Raw genomic sequence first — 15,652 nt, 5'->3', positions numbered from 1 at the left:
ACGACGGTGAAACCGCGACACAGAACCTCGGCATCAAGATCGTCGACGATGCGCCGACCGCGGCTAATGATGCGAACAGCATCACCGAAGACGTAGCCTCGGTGGCGGGTAATGTAGCCACTAACGACACCGTGGGTGCCGATGGGGCCGATGTAACCGCGATTATCAGTGCCAATGCGCCGGGCAATACGGCAACGAACACCGCAGGGGTGCTGGAAATAGTCGGCGAGTTCGGCACGTTGACAATCAATCCGGATGGTTCGTACATCTATGAGCTGGACAACGACAACTCCGATGTTAATGCGCTTAAAACCGGCGTTAGTCTGACAGAAAGCTTTACCTACACCCTGGAGGATGGGGACGGAGATAAAGCGACGGCTAGGTTGGATATCACCATCGACGGCAACACCGATGGCACGCCAAGCATCGCGGCCAACGACACCACCGCCGGTGTGGATGGCCACATCACCGTGAGGGAAAGTGGCCTGACGGACGGCACCGATGCCAGCAGTGACAGTGAAGCGGCTAACGGCACCATCACGATTACCGCTTTGGATGGCCTGCAGAGCATCACCGTGGGTGGCGAGAACTTCACGCTGGAGCAGTTGGAAGCATTGGCAAGCACGCCGTCGGCTAGTTACACGATTAACGTGGACGGTGGCACCCTGGTGCTGACCGGCTTCACCGCTACCGAAACAGTGGGCGGTGTGCCGACCAAAGGTGAGCTCAATTACACCTACACTCTGACGGGCGAGCAGACCCACAGCGGCGCCGAAGATGCAGCGCTCACGCTGGATATTCCGCTGAGCGTGACCGACGCGGGCAACGCGACCACCAATGGCACCCTGACGGTGCGGGTGGAAGATGACGCGCCGCAGGCGGTCGCCGATACCGGTAATGTCAGTGAAGGCGCAACCCTGACCGTAACGGCTACCGATGGCGTGCTGAGCAACGACACCGCCGGAGCTGATGGCTGGGCCAACAGTGGCAATGCCGTAGTGGGCGTTGCTGCAGGCACAACCCCAGCGGCAGAAAATGCCAATGTGGGGCAGGCAATCGCCGGAACATACGGCACGTTGACCCTTAACGCCGATGGCAGCTACACCTATGTATCCACCGCCAATGCGGTAACCAGTGACGCTAAGGATGTGTTCACCTACACCGTCAAAGACAGTGACGGTGACCTGGTGGAAACCACGCTCACCATCAATGTGGCGGATGTAACCGGCACACCAGTGAATACCAATGGCAGCGTGGATGAAGCCGGTCTGGCGAACGGCACCGAGGCGGCTACCGATAGTGAAAGCATTTCCGGTGGCAGCCTGAACCTGCAGCCGGGATGGACCGTGACCGAGGCGCAAAGTGGCAGCAACGCTTTGGGCAGCTGGACGGTCAATACTGATGGCACCTTCGATTACACGCTGACGAGCGCCACCGCAGATGTGGCCGGTCAAGATGAAACCGACACCTTCAGCTATACCGCCAGGGACCAATACGGCAACACCGTAACCAATACCGTGACCATCATCATTGCGGACGATGCACCGCTGGTTGCCCTCAGTGGCACCTCGCCGGGTAGCGTCACGGTGGATGAAAGCAACTTTGCAGCAGGCAGTGTGAGTGCCACCGATGCGGACTTTGTCAACGGCGTATTCGATATCGATCATGGGGCCGATGGCGCTGCCAACACGGATGGCACCGTTTACAGCCTGAACGTAGCGAATGGCACTGCCAGCGGTGTGACCGACACCGCCACGAGTAGCGATATCTATTTGTTCATGGATGGCACGGATGTAGTGGGGCGCGTGGGTAACAACGCCAGTGGAACTGAAGCCTTCCGTATTGCCATTGACCCAACCACCGGTGCGGCAACGTTGACTCAGAGCCGGGCGCTGAAACACCCGAACCAATCAGATCACGACGATCTGCTTGGATTGACGGACGGAGCGGTTCAACTGGTAGCGACTGCCACCGATGGTGATGGGGATACCGCCAGTCAGTCAGTAAATGTGGGTGGTAAGTTCAGCTTCAAAGACGATGGCCCGTCTATCATTACAGCCCCTGCTGACGGGCAGGTCGATGAAGCCTATCTGGAGCGAGGTAGTCAGGGAGAAGACCCGAGTAAGACTCAGGTTGCCAATAGCCTTAATGTGGATTTCGGAACGGATGGTGCTGGCAACGTTGAATTTACTCAAGGCGCAAGCGATTCAACAACGGCTGGTTTGACCGCGCTTGGTCTACAGTCCGATGGCGAAGACGTACTTTATCTGGTGAGCGGTGATGGCCATACCTTGACCGCTTACACTCAAAGTGACGGCGCCAATGACCCTGTGTTTACCGTACAGATCACTGACGCCACCGGGGCACCGGGCTATCTGTTCACGCTAAGCAAGCCTGTCGACCACCTGAATAGATTCGGCGATTCGGTGAGTGGGCTGGATCTTCAGTTTGAACATGTCCGGGTGACTGACGGCGACGGAGATCTATCGAACACCGATTTCACCATAACGGTCATGGATGATGCACCTGATCCGAATCAGGCGCAGTTGGTTACTGTAGTGGAGGACAGCTCAGATAATACATTCAACACTAACGCAGATGCGACGGGGAACAACACGGTTATTGGCGATGGCTCCAATGGTACGGTTGCGCCGGCCCATGGCACAGCCACTGTAAATCCTGATGGCACCATTACCTATGTGCCTGATGGAAACTACAGTGGAGAAGACACTTTTACTTATACGACAAGCACCGATGACGGAGAGAAAACCTACACGGTCACTGTGAACGTGACTCCTGTCGCCGATGCGCCCACCCTGACCGTGGATGCGGCCGAGATTGGCACACAGGAAGATACCGCGGTGGCCCTGGGGCTGAATGCCCCTGTGGTCGTCGATGATACGGATCAGAATGGTGCTGCTAGTGGTGACAACCCCGAGCGCCTGGGCGAAATCACCCTGAGCGGTCTGCCGGAAGGGGCCGTACTCTCCTATGGCAGCTCCAGCTACACGGTCGATGCCAGCGGCAGCGTCACCATTGTACTCAGTGACGGCCAGCATATCAGTGGTGTGAGTGCTGATCTTAGCATGAGCGAGGCCGACTTCGAGGCGATGACCGTCACCCCGCCGCTCCATGCCCATAATAATTTCACCGTCAATATGGCGGTGACCAGCTTCGAAGTGGATGCCGCCGGCAACAAGCTGTCTGGCGTAGCCGGAGCCACGTCCAATGCCAGCGTTGCTGTCAAGGTGCAGGCCGTCACCGATGACGCCGCGCTGGTGTTTGATACCAGCAAAACCTCTGGTGTTACCAATGTAGATGCGGTCAGCTACGGTGGTACAGGTGGTAATACCGAAGCCGCGGTCACTCTCAAGGAAGACTCCGGCTTTAACCTGAAAGACATCCTCAGCGCCCAGTTTAAAGACCTGGACGGCTCCGAGGTGCGCTCCATCACCCTTGAAAACACCACAGGGCAAACCATTCTGGTGAATGGCCGGCAAGTGGCAAGCGGTAACAGTGTCACCATCAATGACAAAGCCGGTGCCAATGGCCAGACCGGCGATATCAGCAGTTTCCCCAATATTACCGTTGGCGGTGTGGGTGATTTCAGTGGGGATCTGAATGGCATCAAGGTCACCATTAATGCCCAGGACAAGGACAGAGATGGCTATCTGAATAAGGCTGGCCCGGCGAATGGTGTTGCTGAGGAGGGTACCACCAACAACAGCGTTGACCTGAATCTCAAGGTGACCCCGGTGGCCGGGGATGTGGTGGCGGGTGATGTGACCACTGAAGAAGATACCGCTGTTAACTTCCTGGAAAACGTACGTGTCACCGACACCGGCACGGGCAGCGAAGTGATCGATTCGGTGGCGTTTGAGATCCCTGCTGGCTGGACAGTGGCTGAGCCGACAAATAGCGGAGGCTGGAGTGTGTCAGGTGCAGGCACAAGTGCTGACCCCTACACCATTACCTTTGCTGATTCTGGTACTGTTCTGACTGAAGAGCAGCGCGAAGCCGTGCTCGACGGCTTTACCATCACGCCGCCGCCCCACAGCAGTGCCGATGCCGCCATCAATCTTAAGGTGACGACCAAGGATACCAACGGTACAAGTGATACTAAAGTAACGGATCTGCCCGTTAAAGTAACCGTGACGCCGGTAGCTGAACGGACCGATACCGACTCCGATGGCGCCGCTGGTAATGATGTCACCATAAACGATGATAAGACATATACCACTCATGGCAAAGAAGATGACTGGTTTGCCCTGAACTCGGACGGTTTTGATATGAAGGCAGACTGGGCCAACGAGGATGCTTCCGAGCAAACCTTTGCCCGCCTGACTCCGTACGATGGCAACGATGTTGCCCTGGAAGGCGCTTACTTCCAGTACCACAACGGCACCACAACGGTTGACGTGGCCTACAACGGTACCCCGGTGGATATTCCCATGGAATACCTCGACACCGTTCGGTTCAAGGGGCCGAACAACTTCAAGGGTGAGGTTAAAATCAAGGTGGAAGCGGTCACCCTTGACAAGGACGCCGATGATAACAGTGTTACTGTGGAGGCGGTGTCGGGTGAAGCCTGGCTGACCAATGTGATCCTCGATCCGGTGGCCGACCAGGTCACCCTCAAGGTCAATGCGCGCATTACCGCCAATGAAGATGCGGGGCGCGATGGTACAGACCCGGTTCAGCTGTCGATTAATCCGACCAGTGGCGACGATAGTGAGGCCTTTAATGTCACCATCAAGGGCATTCCCGCCGGTGCCAGCATTACCTATAAAGGAGTGACCTATAGTGTTGGCAATGGCCTTGTCGATGATGGCAACGGAGGGTATCAGCTTGAGTTGAGTAATTTTGACAAGGCCCAACAGCCCACGCTGACCCCGCCCAAAGACAGCAACGAGACCATCAACCTCACGGTGTCGGCGGTGTCGGTGGATACCCTGGGCGATACCACGTCGACCAGCGCCGCCCATGAACTGCCGGTGACCATTACCCTCACCGGGGTGCCGGACACCCCGAATATGGTGGTAGCGGAGAGCCCATCTTACGTTGAACAGACGCTGGATAACGCCGATAACACGGTGGCGCTCCATGAGTTGATCACTTCCCTCAGCAGCGGTGAAACCAGCAATGACGGATCCGAAACCCTGACGTTGCGCATCAGTGGCTTGCCTGAAGGTTTCGCCTTGCTGGGGGCCGGCGCCGTGGTGGGCGCGGGAACTGGCAGCGCCCGGGTGTGGGTGGTGAAACCGGATCAGATTGCGGATGGCACGGTGAAGATTCAGCTGCCGGCCAATTACAGCGGCACCGTTAACTTCACCGCCCAGCCGGTGGTCACCGAAAATGACAACCCGTCCGAAACCTTCTTCGATGCGCAAAACGTCGAGTTTCAGGTCACGCCGTCGCCGGAAGCGTCACTGAAGGTGGCCTCCAGCATTGCCGAGGATCAGGTGGGGCGCATCGATCTGTCACCGGTCTACCAGAACGGCGATAACGATGAAGTGATCAGCGTGGTGCGCATACAAGCCGTTGAAGGCCTTGCTCTGTTCAGCGACGCCGCGGGTACTAAGCCGCTGACTGCGGTGGATGGCTGGTATGAAATTACCGGTGTCGATGCGGTGAAAAGCATCTACGCCAAGGCTTCGGCCAACTTCAGCGGTGATATTCCCCTCACTGTGAAATACAAAGTCACGGATACCGCCCAGGATAACACCACCGGACCAGTGGAAACCGCCGACTTCAAGGATGGATCTCACACACTGCAGGTGCAGCCGGTTACCGATGCCGTGCTGGCGGAGGTTGCCAGCATTAATGGCAGCAATGTCAACGATCAGACGGCCATTTCGCATACCGCGACTCAGCCCGGCGATGTGACGTTGAGCCTGAACATCAGTAAGCAACCTGACAATAACGCTAATGATGAGCGTGACTACGATGGCAGTGAAGCCATAACGCACATTCTGATCCAGAATGTGCCGGAGGGCGTGGCGGTCAAGGGGGGCATCTATACCGGGGACGGCCAGTGGCTGCTGCCGGTAACCACGGCGTTTAACGGTGACATCACACAGGATGTGGTGTTCAGCGTCGGGCGTCAGGCCGGCGGCCTGACCAACAGCGCCATCACCATTACCGTGGCCACCCAGGATGGTACGGCCAGTCCGGCAAAAGACAGTATCAGCTGGCAATTGACCACCGATTTTACCAAGGGGGGCAATGAACAGACGCTGCCGACGGTCAGTTTGAGTGAGATTGAAGCTGCGCAGACAGAAGACACCGGGTTTGCGCTGAACAGTGTGGTAAGCGCCTCTGTGGATACGACAGGCGCCAGCCAGAGCAGTTACAGCATGACCCTGACTCTGCGCACCGCCCCGGACGATGAAACCAGTTTCTCCGGTGCCGGCATGTTGCGTACCGAAGTGGTGGAAAATGGTCAGACGGTGGTGCTGTGGACCATGACAGTGCCGGTGAACGACGGAGACAATCCTCAAACCATTGCTGAAAATTTGCTGGCTGGCGTGACCGTAACATCACCGGCTGATGCCAACAGCAATGCTAATAACCTCAATGGCAAGCTGCCGCTGGATGTTACCCTGACCCTGCATGACAGCGGTCTGGAAAGCGAAGCCCAGGTTACACCTCAGGTCACGCTGGACCCGGTGACCGATCCGGCCACGGTCGCTATTTCGGCGGCCGCGGTCGCGGAAGGCGAGCCGGTCGCCATTAGCGTGACCGTGTCCAACCCCAGTGACCAGACCGGCGACTGGAGCATTGTGGATGGCAAGCTCTACCTCAGGCTGGACGGTACGGATATTCCGGGCGTGCTCAAGCAGGGCGATGCCGAGCTGAAGCTGGAAAACGTGTCCAACGTATCGGGGCTGGATGACGGTCAGTATTATGTGATTGGTGGAGTAAGCCCGGATACGCCACTGGATCTGACCTACGTGCCCAATAATGCTTATGACAGCGGCACTATTACCCTCAAGGGCTGGGTGCAAAATCAGGAAGCCGGCAGTGTGGTGGAGCTGGCAAGCGGCTCCGGGGGTCTGACCGTCAATGCCACCAATACCCGGCCGGATATCACACTGAGCGCAGCCGGCACCGAGCATGATGGCGAAATCCGCACTCAGGCGGAGATCCAGGTCAATGGCACCGTGCTGCCCGACGAGGATGAGACCCTGCAGGCGGCCTTTATTGAGGGGCTGCCCAAGGAGTTCACCCTGTATTACGGCAGCGACGCCAACAGTGCCGGCCTGGCCAATAACGCCGGGGGAGGCACCTGGCAGATCCCGCTGAGCAATGGTGAGTTGCCCGCTTATCTTGCCATTCAGCCGCCGGCCTACTGGAGTGGTACTCTGTCGGGACTCAAGCTGTATTTGGTGGGCGGTGAAACCGGCAACACGCCCACCTCCTGGCCGTTCGACTTTGAAGTGGTCATCGCGCCCAGAGCCGACGGTGTAGAGCTGAGCCCGACCCTAAGTTTCGGTGATGCCGGCGATATCATCGACCTCAACCTGAACGCGGCCATGAAGGATCCAGTGGCCACCAACACTGAAGATCCGGCCGACTCTGATCAGCACACCGAGCTGACTACTCTGGAGCTTGAGGGCCTGCCCGATGGTGCCAGGGTGGTGTTCTATGTGAATGACACTGAGCTGGCGGCGGACCGGGTGAGCTTTGACAGCAATACCAACACTCATACCATTACCGGCCTGACCCAGGATGAGCTGGACGGTCTGGGTGTGTTGCATCTGGGCACAGAGGGAGCCATTGATATCAACGTCAAGGCCTGGACTCAGGAAACGACCGTTGCAAACGGAACACTGGTGGGTGACAAGTCAGGGGAAACCACGGGCATCATCAAGGTGAACGTGGCGGACAAACTGCCCACCACCGGCAACGACAATCTGCTCTGGACCGGCAGCCCCATTGATGCGCGTGGCGGAGAAGACACCATTCAGCTGCGTTATGGCGAAAACTTAATTGGCAGCGACCTCGCGACGAATCTCGATAACATTGAGACCCTGGATCTAAGCATCGCCGGCAGCAATGCCATCGGCAGTGACAGCGACAGATTGCGTGCCGAGGATGTGCTCGAAATGACCGATGACGATAATGTGCTGAAGATACTCGGGGATGAGAACGATAGCGTGCATCTCGATAGTGAATGGGGTGATCCCAGCACTCCCGATACTGACGGCTTTGTCAGCTATACGGCAGAGGTAAACAACGTTGAGGTGACGCTCAAGATCGATGAGTCGGTGACGATCATCGAGTAGGCCGAGTAGAATAGGCTTGGCGCTGTGAGGCCGAGCGAAACGCGTAACGACCGGGCCACTGCACTCTGCAGTGGCCCGTCTGCGTTCCGGCAGTGCCGTTATACTTCGATGCCTTGCACGTTAACCACCACAGACGAAGGAACTTTGACCATGGCGACCGGTGTTGCAACCTGGCGCGACCGCTTCGAACGACTGCGCGCCAACAAGCTGTTCGAGACCGCGGTCATCGCCATCATCATCCTTTCGGCGCTGCTGATCGGTGCCAAGACCTACGAGGAGACCAGCCGTTTCGAACAGTGGCTGCTGCTGCTGGATGTGGCGGTCACCGTGTTCTTCCTGGTGGAGATCCTCATTCGCATGGCCGCGGAGAAGCGCCTGCGCGACTTCTTTCGCCAGGGCTGGAATGTCTTCGACTTCCTGATCGTCACCGCCAGCCTGATCCCGCTGGATGACTCGGAGATGGTGCTGCTGGCTCGCCTGCTGCGCATCTTCCGGGTGCTACGCCTGGTGTCGATGATCCCCGAGTTGCGCATGTTGATGGCGGCGCTGGTCAAGTCGATTCCACGCATGGGTTATGTGGCGCTGCTGATGTTCATCATCTTCTACATCTATGCGGCCATCGGGAGCTTCCTGTTCGCCGATGTGGACGACTTCCTGTGGCGCAATATCGCCACCGCCATGCTCACGCTGTTCCGTATCGCCACCTTCGAGGACTGGACCGACGTGATGTATGCCACCCAGGAGGTGTATGCCTGGAGCTGGCTCTACTACCTGACGTTTATTTTCCTGACCGCCTTCATCTTCCTCAACATGATGATCGGCATCGTGCTCGACGTGATGCAGAAGGAGAGCGTGCAGATGGAGATCGAGAGCGGGGAGGGGGAGGCCGCCGAGCTCCATGGCCTGCGGGACGATGTGCGCGAATTGCGCGAGCAGCTCTCGCGCATGGAGGGACTACTTGAGCGGCGGAGTTGACAACGCGCCTCAGGCCTGATTCTCTAGGGGCATGAACCAGACCACGTACGACCTCGACCTACGACTACTAGCGCTAGCCTGAGCGCTGGCGATGCCGCCTGCATCGCCGAGTCACTGCTCCCCCGCTGGAGCCCCGGTCGTCAAGAGGTCGTACCATGTCAATCACCCCCGTCACCACATGCTGTTATACCCCCTGTTTCCCGGTCGCCCCGGCATCTCCCCACTGGGTTGATGCTCGTCGCCCCATGATCCTTCGTACAGCGCCCCGATCGCCTTGTGGCCATCGGGGCGCTGTCGTTTCCGAACGCCAGCACGCCTGACGCCCCATATCCAGAGGAGAACGCCGCCATGATGCTCGATAACCCTGCCGCCAAGTACCGCCCCTTCGTCGCCGTGGATCTGCCCGATCGCCAGTGGCCCAACCGCCGCATCGAGCAGCCACCGATCTGGACCAGCGTCGATCTGCGTGATGGCAACCAGTCGCTGATCGATCCCATGGACCAGGAGCGCAAGCAGCGCCTCTTCGACCTGCTGGTGAAGATCGGCTTTAAGGAGATCGAGGTGGGCTTCCCCTCGGCCTCCCAGACCGACTATGACTTCGTGCGTTCGCTGATCGAGGAGAACCGCATCCCTGAGGATGTCACCATCCAGGTGCTCACCCAGGCCCGCGACCATCTGATCGATCGCACCTTCGAAGCGCTCAAGGGGGTGAAGAGCGCCATCGTTCACGTCTACAACGCCACCGACCCGATGTTCCGGCGCGTGGTGTTCGGGGTCGACAAGCCCCAGTGCATCCAGATCGCCGTGGACGCCACCACGCGCATCAAGCAGCGCATGGAGGAGGCACCCGAGACCAACTGGACCTTCCAGTACTCCCCGGAGCTGTTCACCACCACCGAGATGGACTTCGCCAAGGAGATCGTCGAGGCGGTGATGGATACCTTCGGTGCCTCTGCCGAGAAGCCGATGATCGTCAACCTGCCGGCCACGGTAGAGGTGGGCACCCCCAACAACTACGCCGACCAGATCGAGTGGTTCTGCCGTAATATCAAGAACCGTGAGGCGCTGATTGTCAGCGTGCACCCGCATAATGACCGTGGCACCGGGGTGGCTGCCGCCGAGATGACCCTGATGGCCGGCGCCGACCGCGTGGAGGGTACCCTGTTCGGCAATGGCGAACGTACCGGAAACGTCGACCTCGTGACCCTGGCGATGAACATGTACACCCAGGGGGTGCATCCGGGGCTCGACTTCTCCAATATCACCCCGATCATGCGGGAGGTGGAGTACTGCAACCAGCTGCCGGTCCATCCGCGCCACCCCTATGTGGGCGACCTGGTGTTTACCGCCTTCTCCGGCTCCCACCAGGATGCCATCAAGAAGGGCATGGCCGAGCGTCGCGCCAATCCGGATGCCACCTGGGACGTTCCCTACCTGCCCATCGACCCGCTTGATGTGGGCCGCAGCTACGAGGCGGTGATCCGCGTCAACAGCCAGTCCGGCAAGGGTGGGGTCTCCTATCTGCTGGAGCAGGAGCACGGCATCGAGCTGCCGCGTCGTCTCTCCATCGAGTTCAGCCAGGTGGTGCAGGAGGTGGCCGATCGCACCGGCAAGGAGATCACCTCCCAGATGATCTACCAGGCCTTCTGCGATGAGTACCTCGAGCAGACCTCACCCTTCGGCCTGGTCAGCCACCGTCTCTCCTCGGAGCCCGATAGCCCGACGGTCACCCTGGAGGCGACCATCGAGGAGCACGGCGAGCGCCGCACCATCCAGGGGCAGGGCAACGGGCCGTTGGCCGCCTTTATCCGGGCCATGGCGGCCGCCGGTCACGATGTGGAGATCATCGACTATCACGAGCACTCCCGCGGCCAGGGCTCCGATGCCGAGGCGATCGCCTACGTGGAGGTGCGCATCGACGGTGAATCGGTCTTCGGCGTGGGCACCGACGAGAGCATCACCAGTGCCTCGATCAAGGGGGTAATGAGCGCCATCAACCGCAAGCTCTCCACCCAGGCGCCCGCGGCGAATGTCACTGCCGCCTCCTTAGCTTGAAGCCATAAGCTGGAAGCTTGAAGAAACCCCGATAGCCCCAGCCCCATGCCGATTCCTCGGCGTGGGGCTGGGGCTTATTCTTGATTCTTCGCACATCAGCGTGAAGCTGGCTGGTGGGAGGGCGGCTCTGCCGCGCGAATGGCGCCGAAGGCGCCTCGGCGGTGTTGCATAGATCAGATTGTTACCGGGAGGCCTGCAGCCTCCATTCGCCCGGGAAACCCGGCCTCCCACAATGAACTCCAGCCTCCCAGAACTCACTGCCGGACTGATTCACGCCAGTTTGCGATGAACTTTATTCTTCCGGCCCCAAGCTTGAGCTCGCAAAGCGGGCGTTCTTCCTGTTCCAAAGCAACCGGGAACTTCCAGCTTCAAGCTTCCAGGAGCGAAGCGACGCTCTTCCCGCTCAGAGTGGCGTCTTGCTCCCCTCGCCGGGAATTTCCCTGACCAGCCGCGGCATCAGAAAGCCCGGCAGCACGTCCCTGAGGCCCGTGACCAGTTCGCGGGCCTCGTCGTCTGGCACGTCGAAGTGCGCGGCGCCTGTCACCGGGTCGAGCACATGCAGGTAGTAGGGCAGCACGCCGGCTTCGAAGAGCCGTTCGGAGAGGGCGGCCAGTGTCTCGACCGTGTCATTCACCCCGCGCAGCAGCACGCTCTGGTTGAGCAGGGTCACGCCGGCATCGCTCAGGCGGCGACAGGCGGCGATCACGGCCTCGTCGATCTCGTTGGCATGGTTGATATGCAGCACTACCACTTTCTGCAGGCGTGTGGCGCCGAGCCAGTCGAGCAGTTCGGCGTCGATGCGCTCGGGAATGACCACCGGCAGGCGGGTATGGATGCGCAGGCGCTTGAGGTGAGGAATGGCCTCCAGGCGCTCGCTCAACCAGGCGAGGCGACGGTCACTGGTCGCCAGGGGGTCACCGCCGGAGAGGATCGCTTCGGTGATCGAGGGGTCGTTACGCAGGGTGTCGAGGCTGGCCTCCCACTGTGCCATGGAGGGGGAGTTCTCGGCATAGGGGAAGTGGCGCCTGAAGCAGTAGCGGCAGTTGACCGCGCAGGCGGGGCTGGTGATCAGCAGCACGCGGCCATGATACTTGTGAATCAGCCCCTTGGCCGGGGTGTGGGCGGCCTCTTCCAGCGGGTCGGCGACATAGCCGGGAGTGGGCTGCGTCTCTTCGACCAGCGGCAGCACCTGGCGCAGCAGGGGGTCGCCGGGATCACCGGGGCGCATGCGGGCCAGGAAGGCCTCGGGTACGCGCACCTCGAAGAGCGCATGACCCGCCTCGGCACCGGGTAGCCAGCGTTCATCCAGTCCCAGGCGCCGGCACAGCTCGCGCGGGTCACGGATGGCGCCAGACAGTTGCGCCTGCCAGGCGGGTGGCGGCGAAAGTGGTGCGGTGTGTTCGCTGTCGGTGGGGACGTCTACGTGGGTAATTGCGGTGGTGTCGGCGGTAGTGGTGAGGGCGGCGGTGCCGGTAGTCGCGATAGCGGGCTCCTCAGCCTCGTCGTGGCGCTGCAAAGGGGCGGGGCTTCGGGTTATCATGCGTTACACCAGTCAATGCGAACGAGGCGCTGACCGTTCTGGCCTGCCTCGTCGAAAATCGTTTCCCAGCGCGCCGCGGGGTCTCCGTGGGCGCGCTCGACCATGAGTGAGTGAAGATGGCTAACTATTCTACCAACGAATTCAAGGGCGGTCTGAAGGTGATGCTGGACGGCGATCCCTGCTCGATCGTCGAGAACGAGTTCGTCAAGCCCGGCAAGGGGCAGGCATTCAACCGCGTCAAGCTGCGCAACCTGATGACCGGCCGCGTCTGGGAGCGTACCTTCAAGTCCGGCGAGAGCCTGGAAGGCGCCGATGTCCTGGATCTGGACATGGAGTACCTCTATAACGATGGCGAGATGTGGTACTTCATGAAGACCGACGGCTCCTTCGAGCAGTACCCGGTCGAGAAGAAGGCCCTGGGCGACACCGAGAAGTGGCTCAAGGAGCAGGTGGTTTACACCATCACGCTGTGGAACGACAACGCGATCAGCGTGACCCCGCCCAACTTCATCGAGCTCGAGGTTACCGAGACCGACCCCGGCCTCAAGGGCGACACCGCCCAGGGCGGTTCCAAGCCGGCCACGCTCTCCTCCGGCGCCGTGGTGCGTGTGCCGCTGTTTATCAACGAGGGCGAGGTGCTGAAGGTGGATACGCGTAGCGGCGAGTACGTCAGCCGGGCTTGATCTCTCGACGGCACGTCTGTTGACGACCTCCCGTAGGAGCGCGATTCATCGCGCGATTGGCGCCGAAGGCGACCAGCTGCGGTCTCCGCCAATCGCCCGACAAGTCGGGCTCCTACAACGGATGGGATAACGCCTTACCCGCAGGAGCCCGCCGTATCAGGCGAATTCCTCCCTCCCTGGGTGTACTCACCATGTCAGTTATCGATTGGCAGCCTACTGCCACTATGGCGACCCTGCGCGAGCGGGCTCGTCTGCTGGCCGAGGTGCGCGGCTTCTTCGCCGCGCGCGGTGTGCTCGAGGTGGAGACGCCGGTGCTGGGCCACGGCGGCAGCACCGACCTGCATCTGGCCTCGCTCTCGGCCGCGGCCACCACGCCCGCCGGCCGCGAGCGCCTGTGGCTGCAGACCTCGCCGGAATTTCCCATGAAGCGGCTGCTGGCGGCGGGGTCGGGGCCGATCTTCCAGCTGGCACGCTGCTTCCGTGATGGCGAGGTCGGGCGGCGCCATAACCTCGAGTTCACCATGCTGGAGTGGTATCGCCCCGGCATGTCCCTCGAAGGGCTGATCGAGGAGACCGCGGAGCTGGTGAGGTGCGTGCTGGGGCGAGAATCTGGGGATACCCCGGGCCCATTGCGTCATCGCCGCTACCGCGAGCTGTTTCGTGAGTACCTCGCCATCGACCCCTTTCGTGTGGCGCTGCCCGAGCTGCGCGGCCTGGCCGAGGAGAGGGGCGGACTCGCGATGAATGATGCCAGCCGCGACGACTGCCTGGACCTGTTGATCAGCCTCGAGATCGAGCCACACCTGGGGCGGGGCGCCATCGATGTGGTGGTGGACTATCCGGCCAGCCAGGCGGCCCTGGCGCGGCGCCATCGCGACCCGGAGGATGGTGAGTGGGTGGCCTCACGCTTCGAGCTCTATCTCGAGGGACTGGAGCTGGCCAACGGCTACGATGAGCTGACCGATGGTGAGGAGCAGGCGGCGCGCTTTGCCGAGGACAACGCTGCTCGGCGGGCGGCCGGGTTGCCCGAGGTCACGGTCGATCGGCGGCTATTGGCGGCGCTGGAGCACGGCATGCCCGAGGGGAGTGGTGTAGCGCTCGGCATCGACCGACTGATTCAGCTGGCGCTGGGCAAGGAGAGCGTGGCGGAGGTCATGGCCTTCGCCACGCCGCGCTGTTAAGGGGCGGTCAGCGAGTCTCCCATCTGCACCTTGACGCCAGGGTCGAGCCTCTCGGCGAAGGTTACCGGTTCGGCGAAGGCCATCACCACCGTGGAGCCAAGCTTGAAGCGGCCCATCTCCTGGCCCTTCTCCAGGCGTACCGGGGTATCGAAGCGGATGCGCTGCACCTCGCCATGGGGCAGAGGGGTGATCTGGCCGGCCCATACGGTTTCGATGGCGGCGACGATCATCGCGCCCACCAGCACCATGGCCATGGGGCCGTGCTCGGTATCGAAGTGGCACACCAGGCGTTCATTGCGGGCGAAAAGGCCCGGCACATGCTCGGTGGTGGCGGCGTTGACCGAGAACAGCCGGCCCGGCACGTAGACCATCTCGGTCAGGGTGCCGGAAAGTGGCATATGCACTCGGTGATAGTCGCTGGGTGACAGGTAGATGGTGGCGAAGCTGCCGCCGAGATAGCGGGTCGCGGCCTCGGTGTCGCCGCCCAGCAGCGCCTCGGCCGAGAAGCGATGCCCCTTGGCCTGCAGCAGCTGACCCGCCTCGATGGCCCCGAACTGCGAAAGACGGCCGTCGGCTGGGCTGGCCACGCCCTCGCCGATGGGCCGTGCGTCGTCCTTGAGCGCCCGGGTGAAGAAGTCGTTGAAGGTGGCATAGGCGGTCGGGTCGGGCTCGGCGGCCTCGGCCATGTCCACCCCGAAGCGGCGGATAAAGGCACGCACCAGGGTGTTCTTGAGCGCGGGCTGGCGACATTCGGCCAGCCGGCCCACCAGCCGCGAGAGCAGATGGTGGGGCACGGGGTACTGGATCAGGGCAAATAGCTTGGCAGGTGACAAGGCTGGTTGTCTCCGGGATGAATCGAGTTGGGAGTACCGGAGTCGACCCTTTGGGGTCAGACCCCGGTCGAGATGCTGGGACTGTGATCGTGCATGT

General features: G+C 60.8%; 7 protein-coding genes. 5 read left to right on the top strand and 2 right to left on the bottom strand.

The window, feature by feature from the left end; all coding sequences use genetic code 11:
• From E0702_RS09845 to leuA, 3 genes are all read left to right on the top strand, one after another.
• On the top strand, nt 1-8,288 hold an 8,288-nt coding region (locus E0702_RS09845), incomplete at its 5' end, for a DUF5801 repeats-in-toxin domain-containing protein (protein ID WP_205741918.1).
• Nucleotides 8,289-8,438: 150 nt separating this feature from the next.
• Nucleotides 8,439-9,263 (top strand): ion transporter, encoded by an 825-nt coding sequence (locus E0702_RS09840; RefSeq protein WP_132043326.1) that lies wholly within the window; start codon nt 8,439-8,441, stop codon nt 9,261-9,263.
• Nucleotides 9,264-9,611: 348 nt separating this feature from the next.
• The gene (leuA, locus tag E0702_RS09835) at nt 9,612-11,318 is read left to right on the top strand and encodes a 2-isopropylmalate synthase (RefSeq protein ID WP_132043324.1); all 1,707 of its coding nucleotides are present in this window, start codon (nt 9,612-9,614) and stop codon (nt 11,316-11,318) included.
• Between the two features lie 403 nt (nt 11,319-11,721).
• On the opposite strand, the gene epmB is transcribed toward leuA, so the two are convergent.
• Nucleotides 11,722-12,858, bottom strand: coding sequence for an EF-P beta-lysylation protein EpmB (epmB, locus tag E0702_RS09830; RefSeq protein WP_132043322.1), 1,137 nt, complete (start codon nt 12,856-12,858; stop codon nt 11,722-11,724).
• Nucleotides 12,859-12,974: 116 nt separating this feature from the next.
• On the opposite strand from epmB, the gene efp reads away from it, so the two are divergent.
• Together efp and epmA are read left to right on the top strand one after the other, a co-directional pair.
• Nucleotides 12,975-13,541, top strand: a complete 567-nt coding sequence (gene efp, locus E0702_RS09825) for an elongation factor P (RefSeq protein WP_132043320.1) — start codon at nt 12,975-12,977, stop codon at nt 13,539-13,541.
• Nucleotides 13,542-13,732: 191 nt separating this feature from the next.
• Nucleotides 13,733-14,722 carry an EF-P lysine aminoacylase EpmA gene (gene epmA / locus E0702_RS09820; protein ID WP_132043318.1) on the top strand — a complete coding sequence of 330 codons (990 nt, stop codon included), beginning with the start codon at nt 13,733-13,735 and terminating at the stop codon, nt 14,720-14,722.
• On the opposite strand, the gene asd is transcribed toward epmA, so the two are convergent.
• Nucleotides 14,719-15,555 (bottom strand): archaetidylserine decarboxylase, encoded by an 837-nt coding sequence (gene asd, locus E0702_RS09815; protein ID WP_132043316.1) that lies wholly within the window; start codon nt 15,553-15,555, stop codon nt 14,719-14,721. The two genes, epmA and asd, sit on opposite strands and share 4 nt — an antisense overlap.
• Between the last annotated feature and the right edge of the window lie 97 nt (nt 15,556-15,652).

This window comes from Halomonas marinisediminis, assembly GCF_004347715.1.
GTDB lineage: Bacteria > Pseudomonadota > Gammaproteobacteria > Pseudomonadales > Halomonadaceae > Halomonas > Halomonas icarae.
Note: the sequence above shows the minus strand (reverse complement) of the source record. Positions and strands in the feature narration are given on the sequence as shown.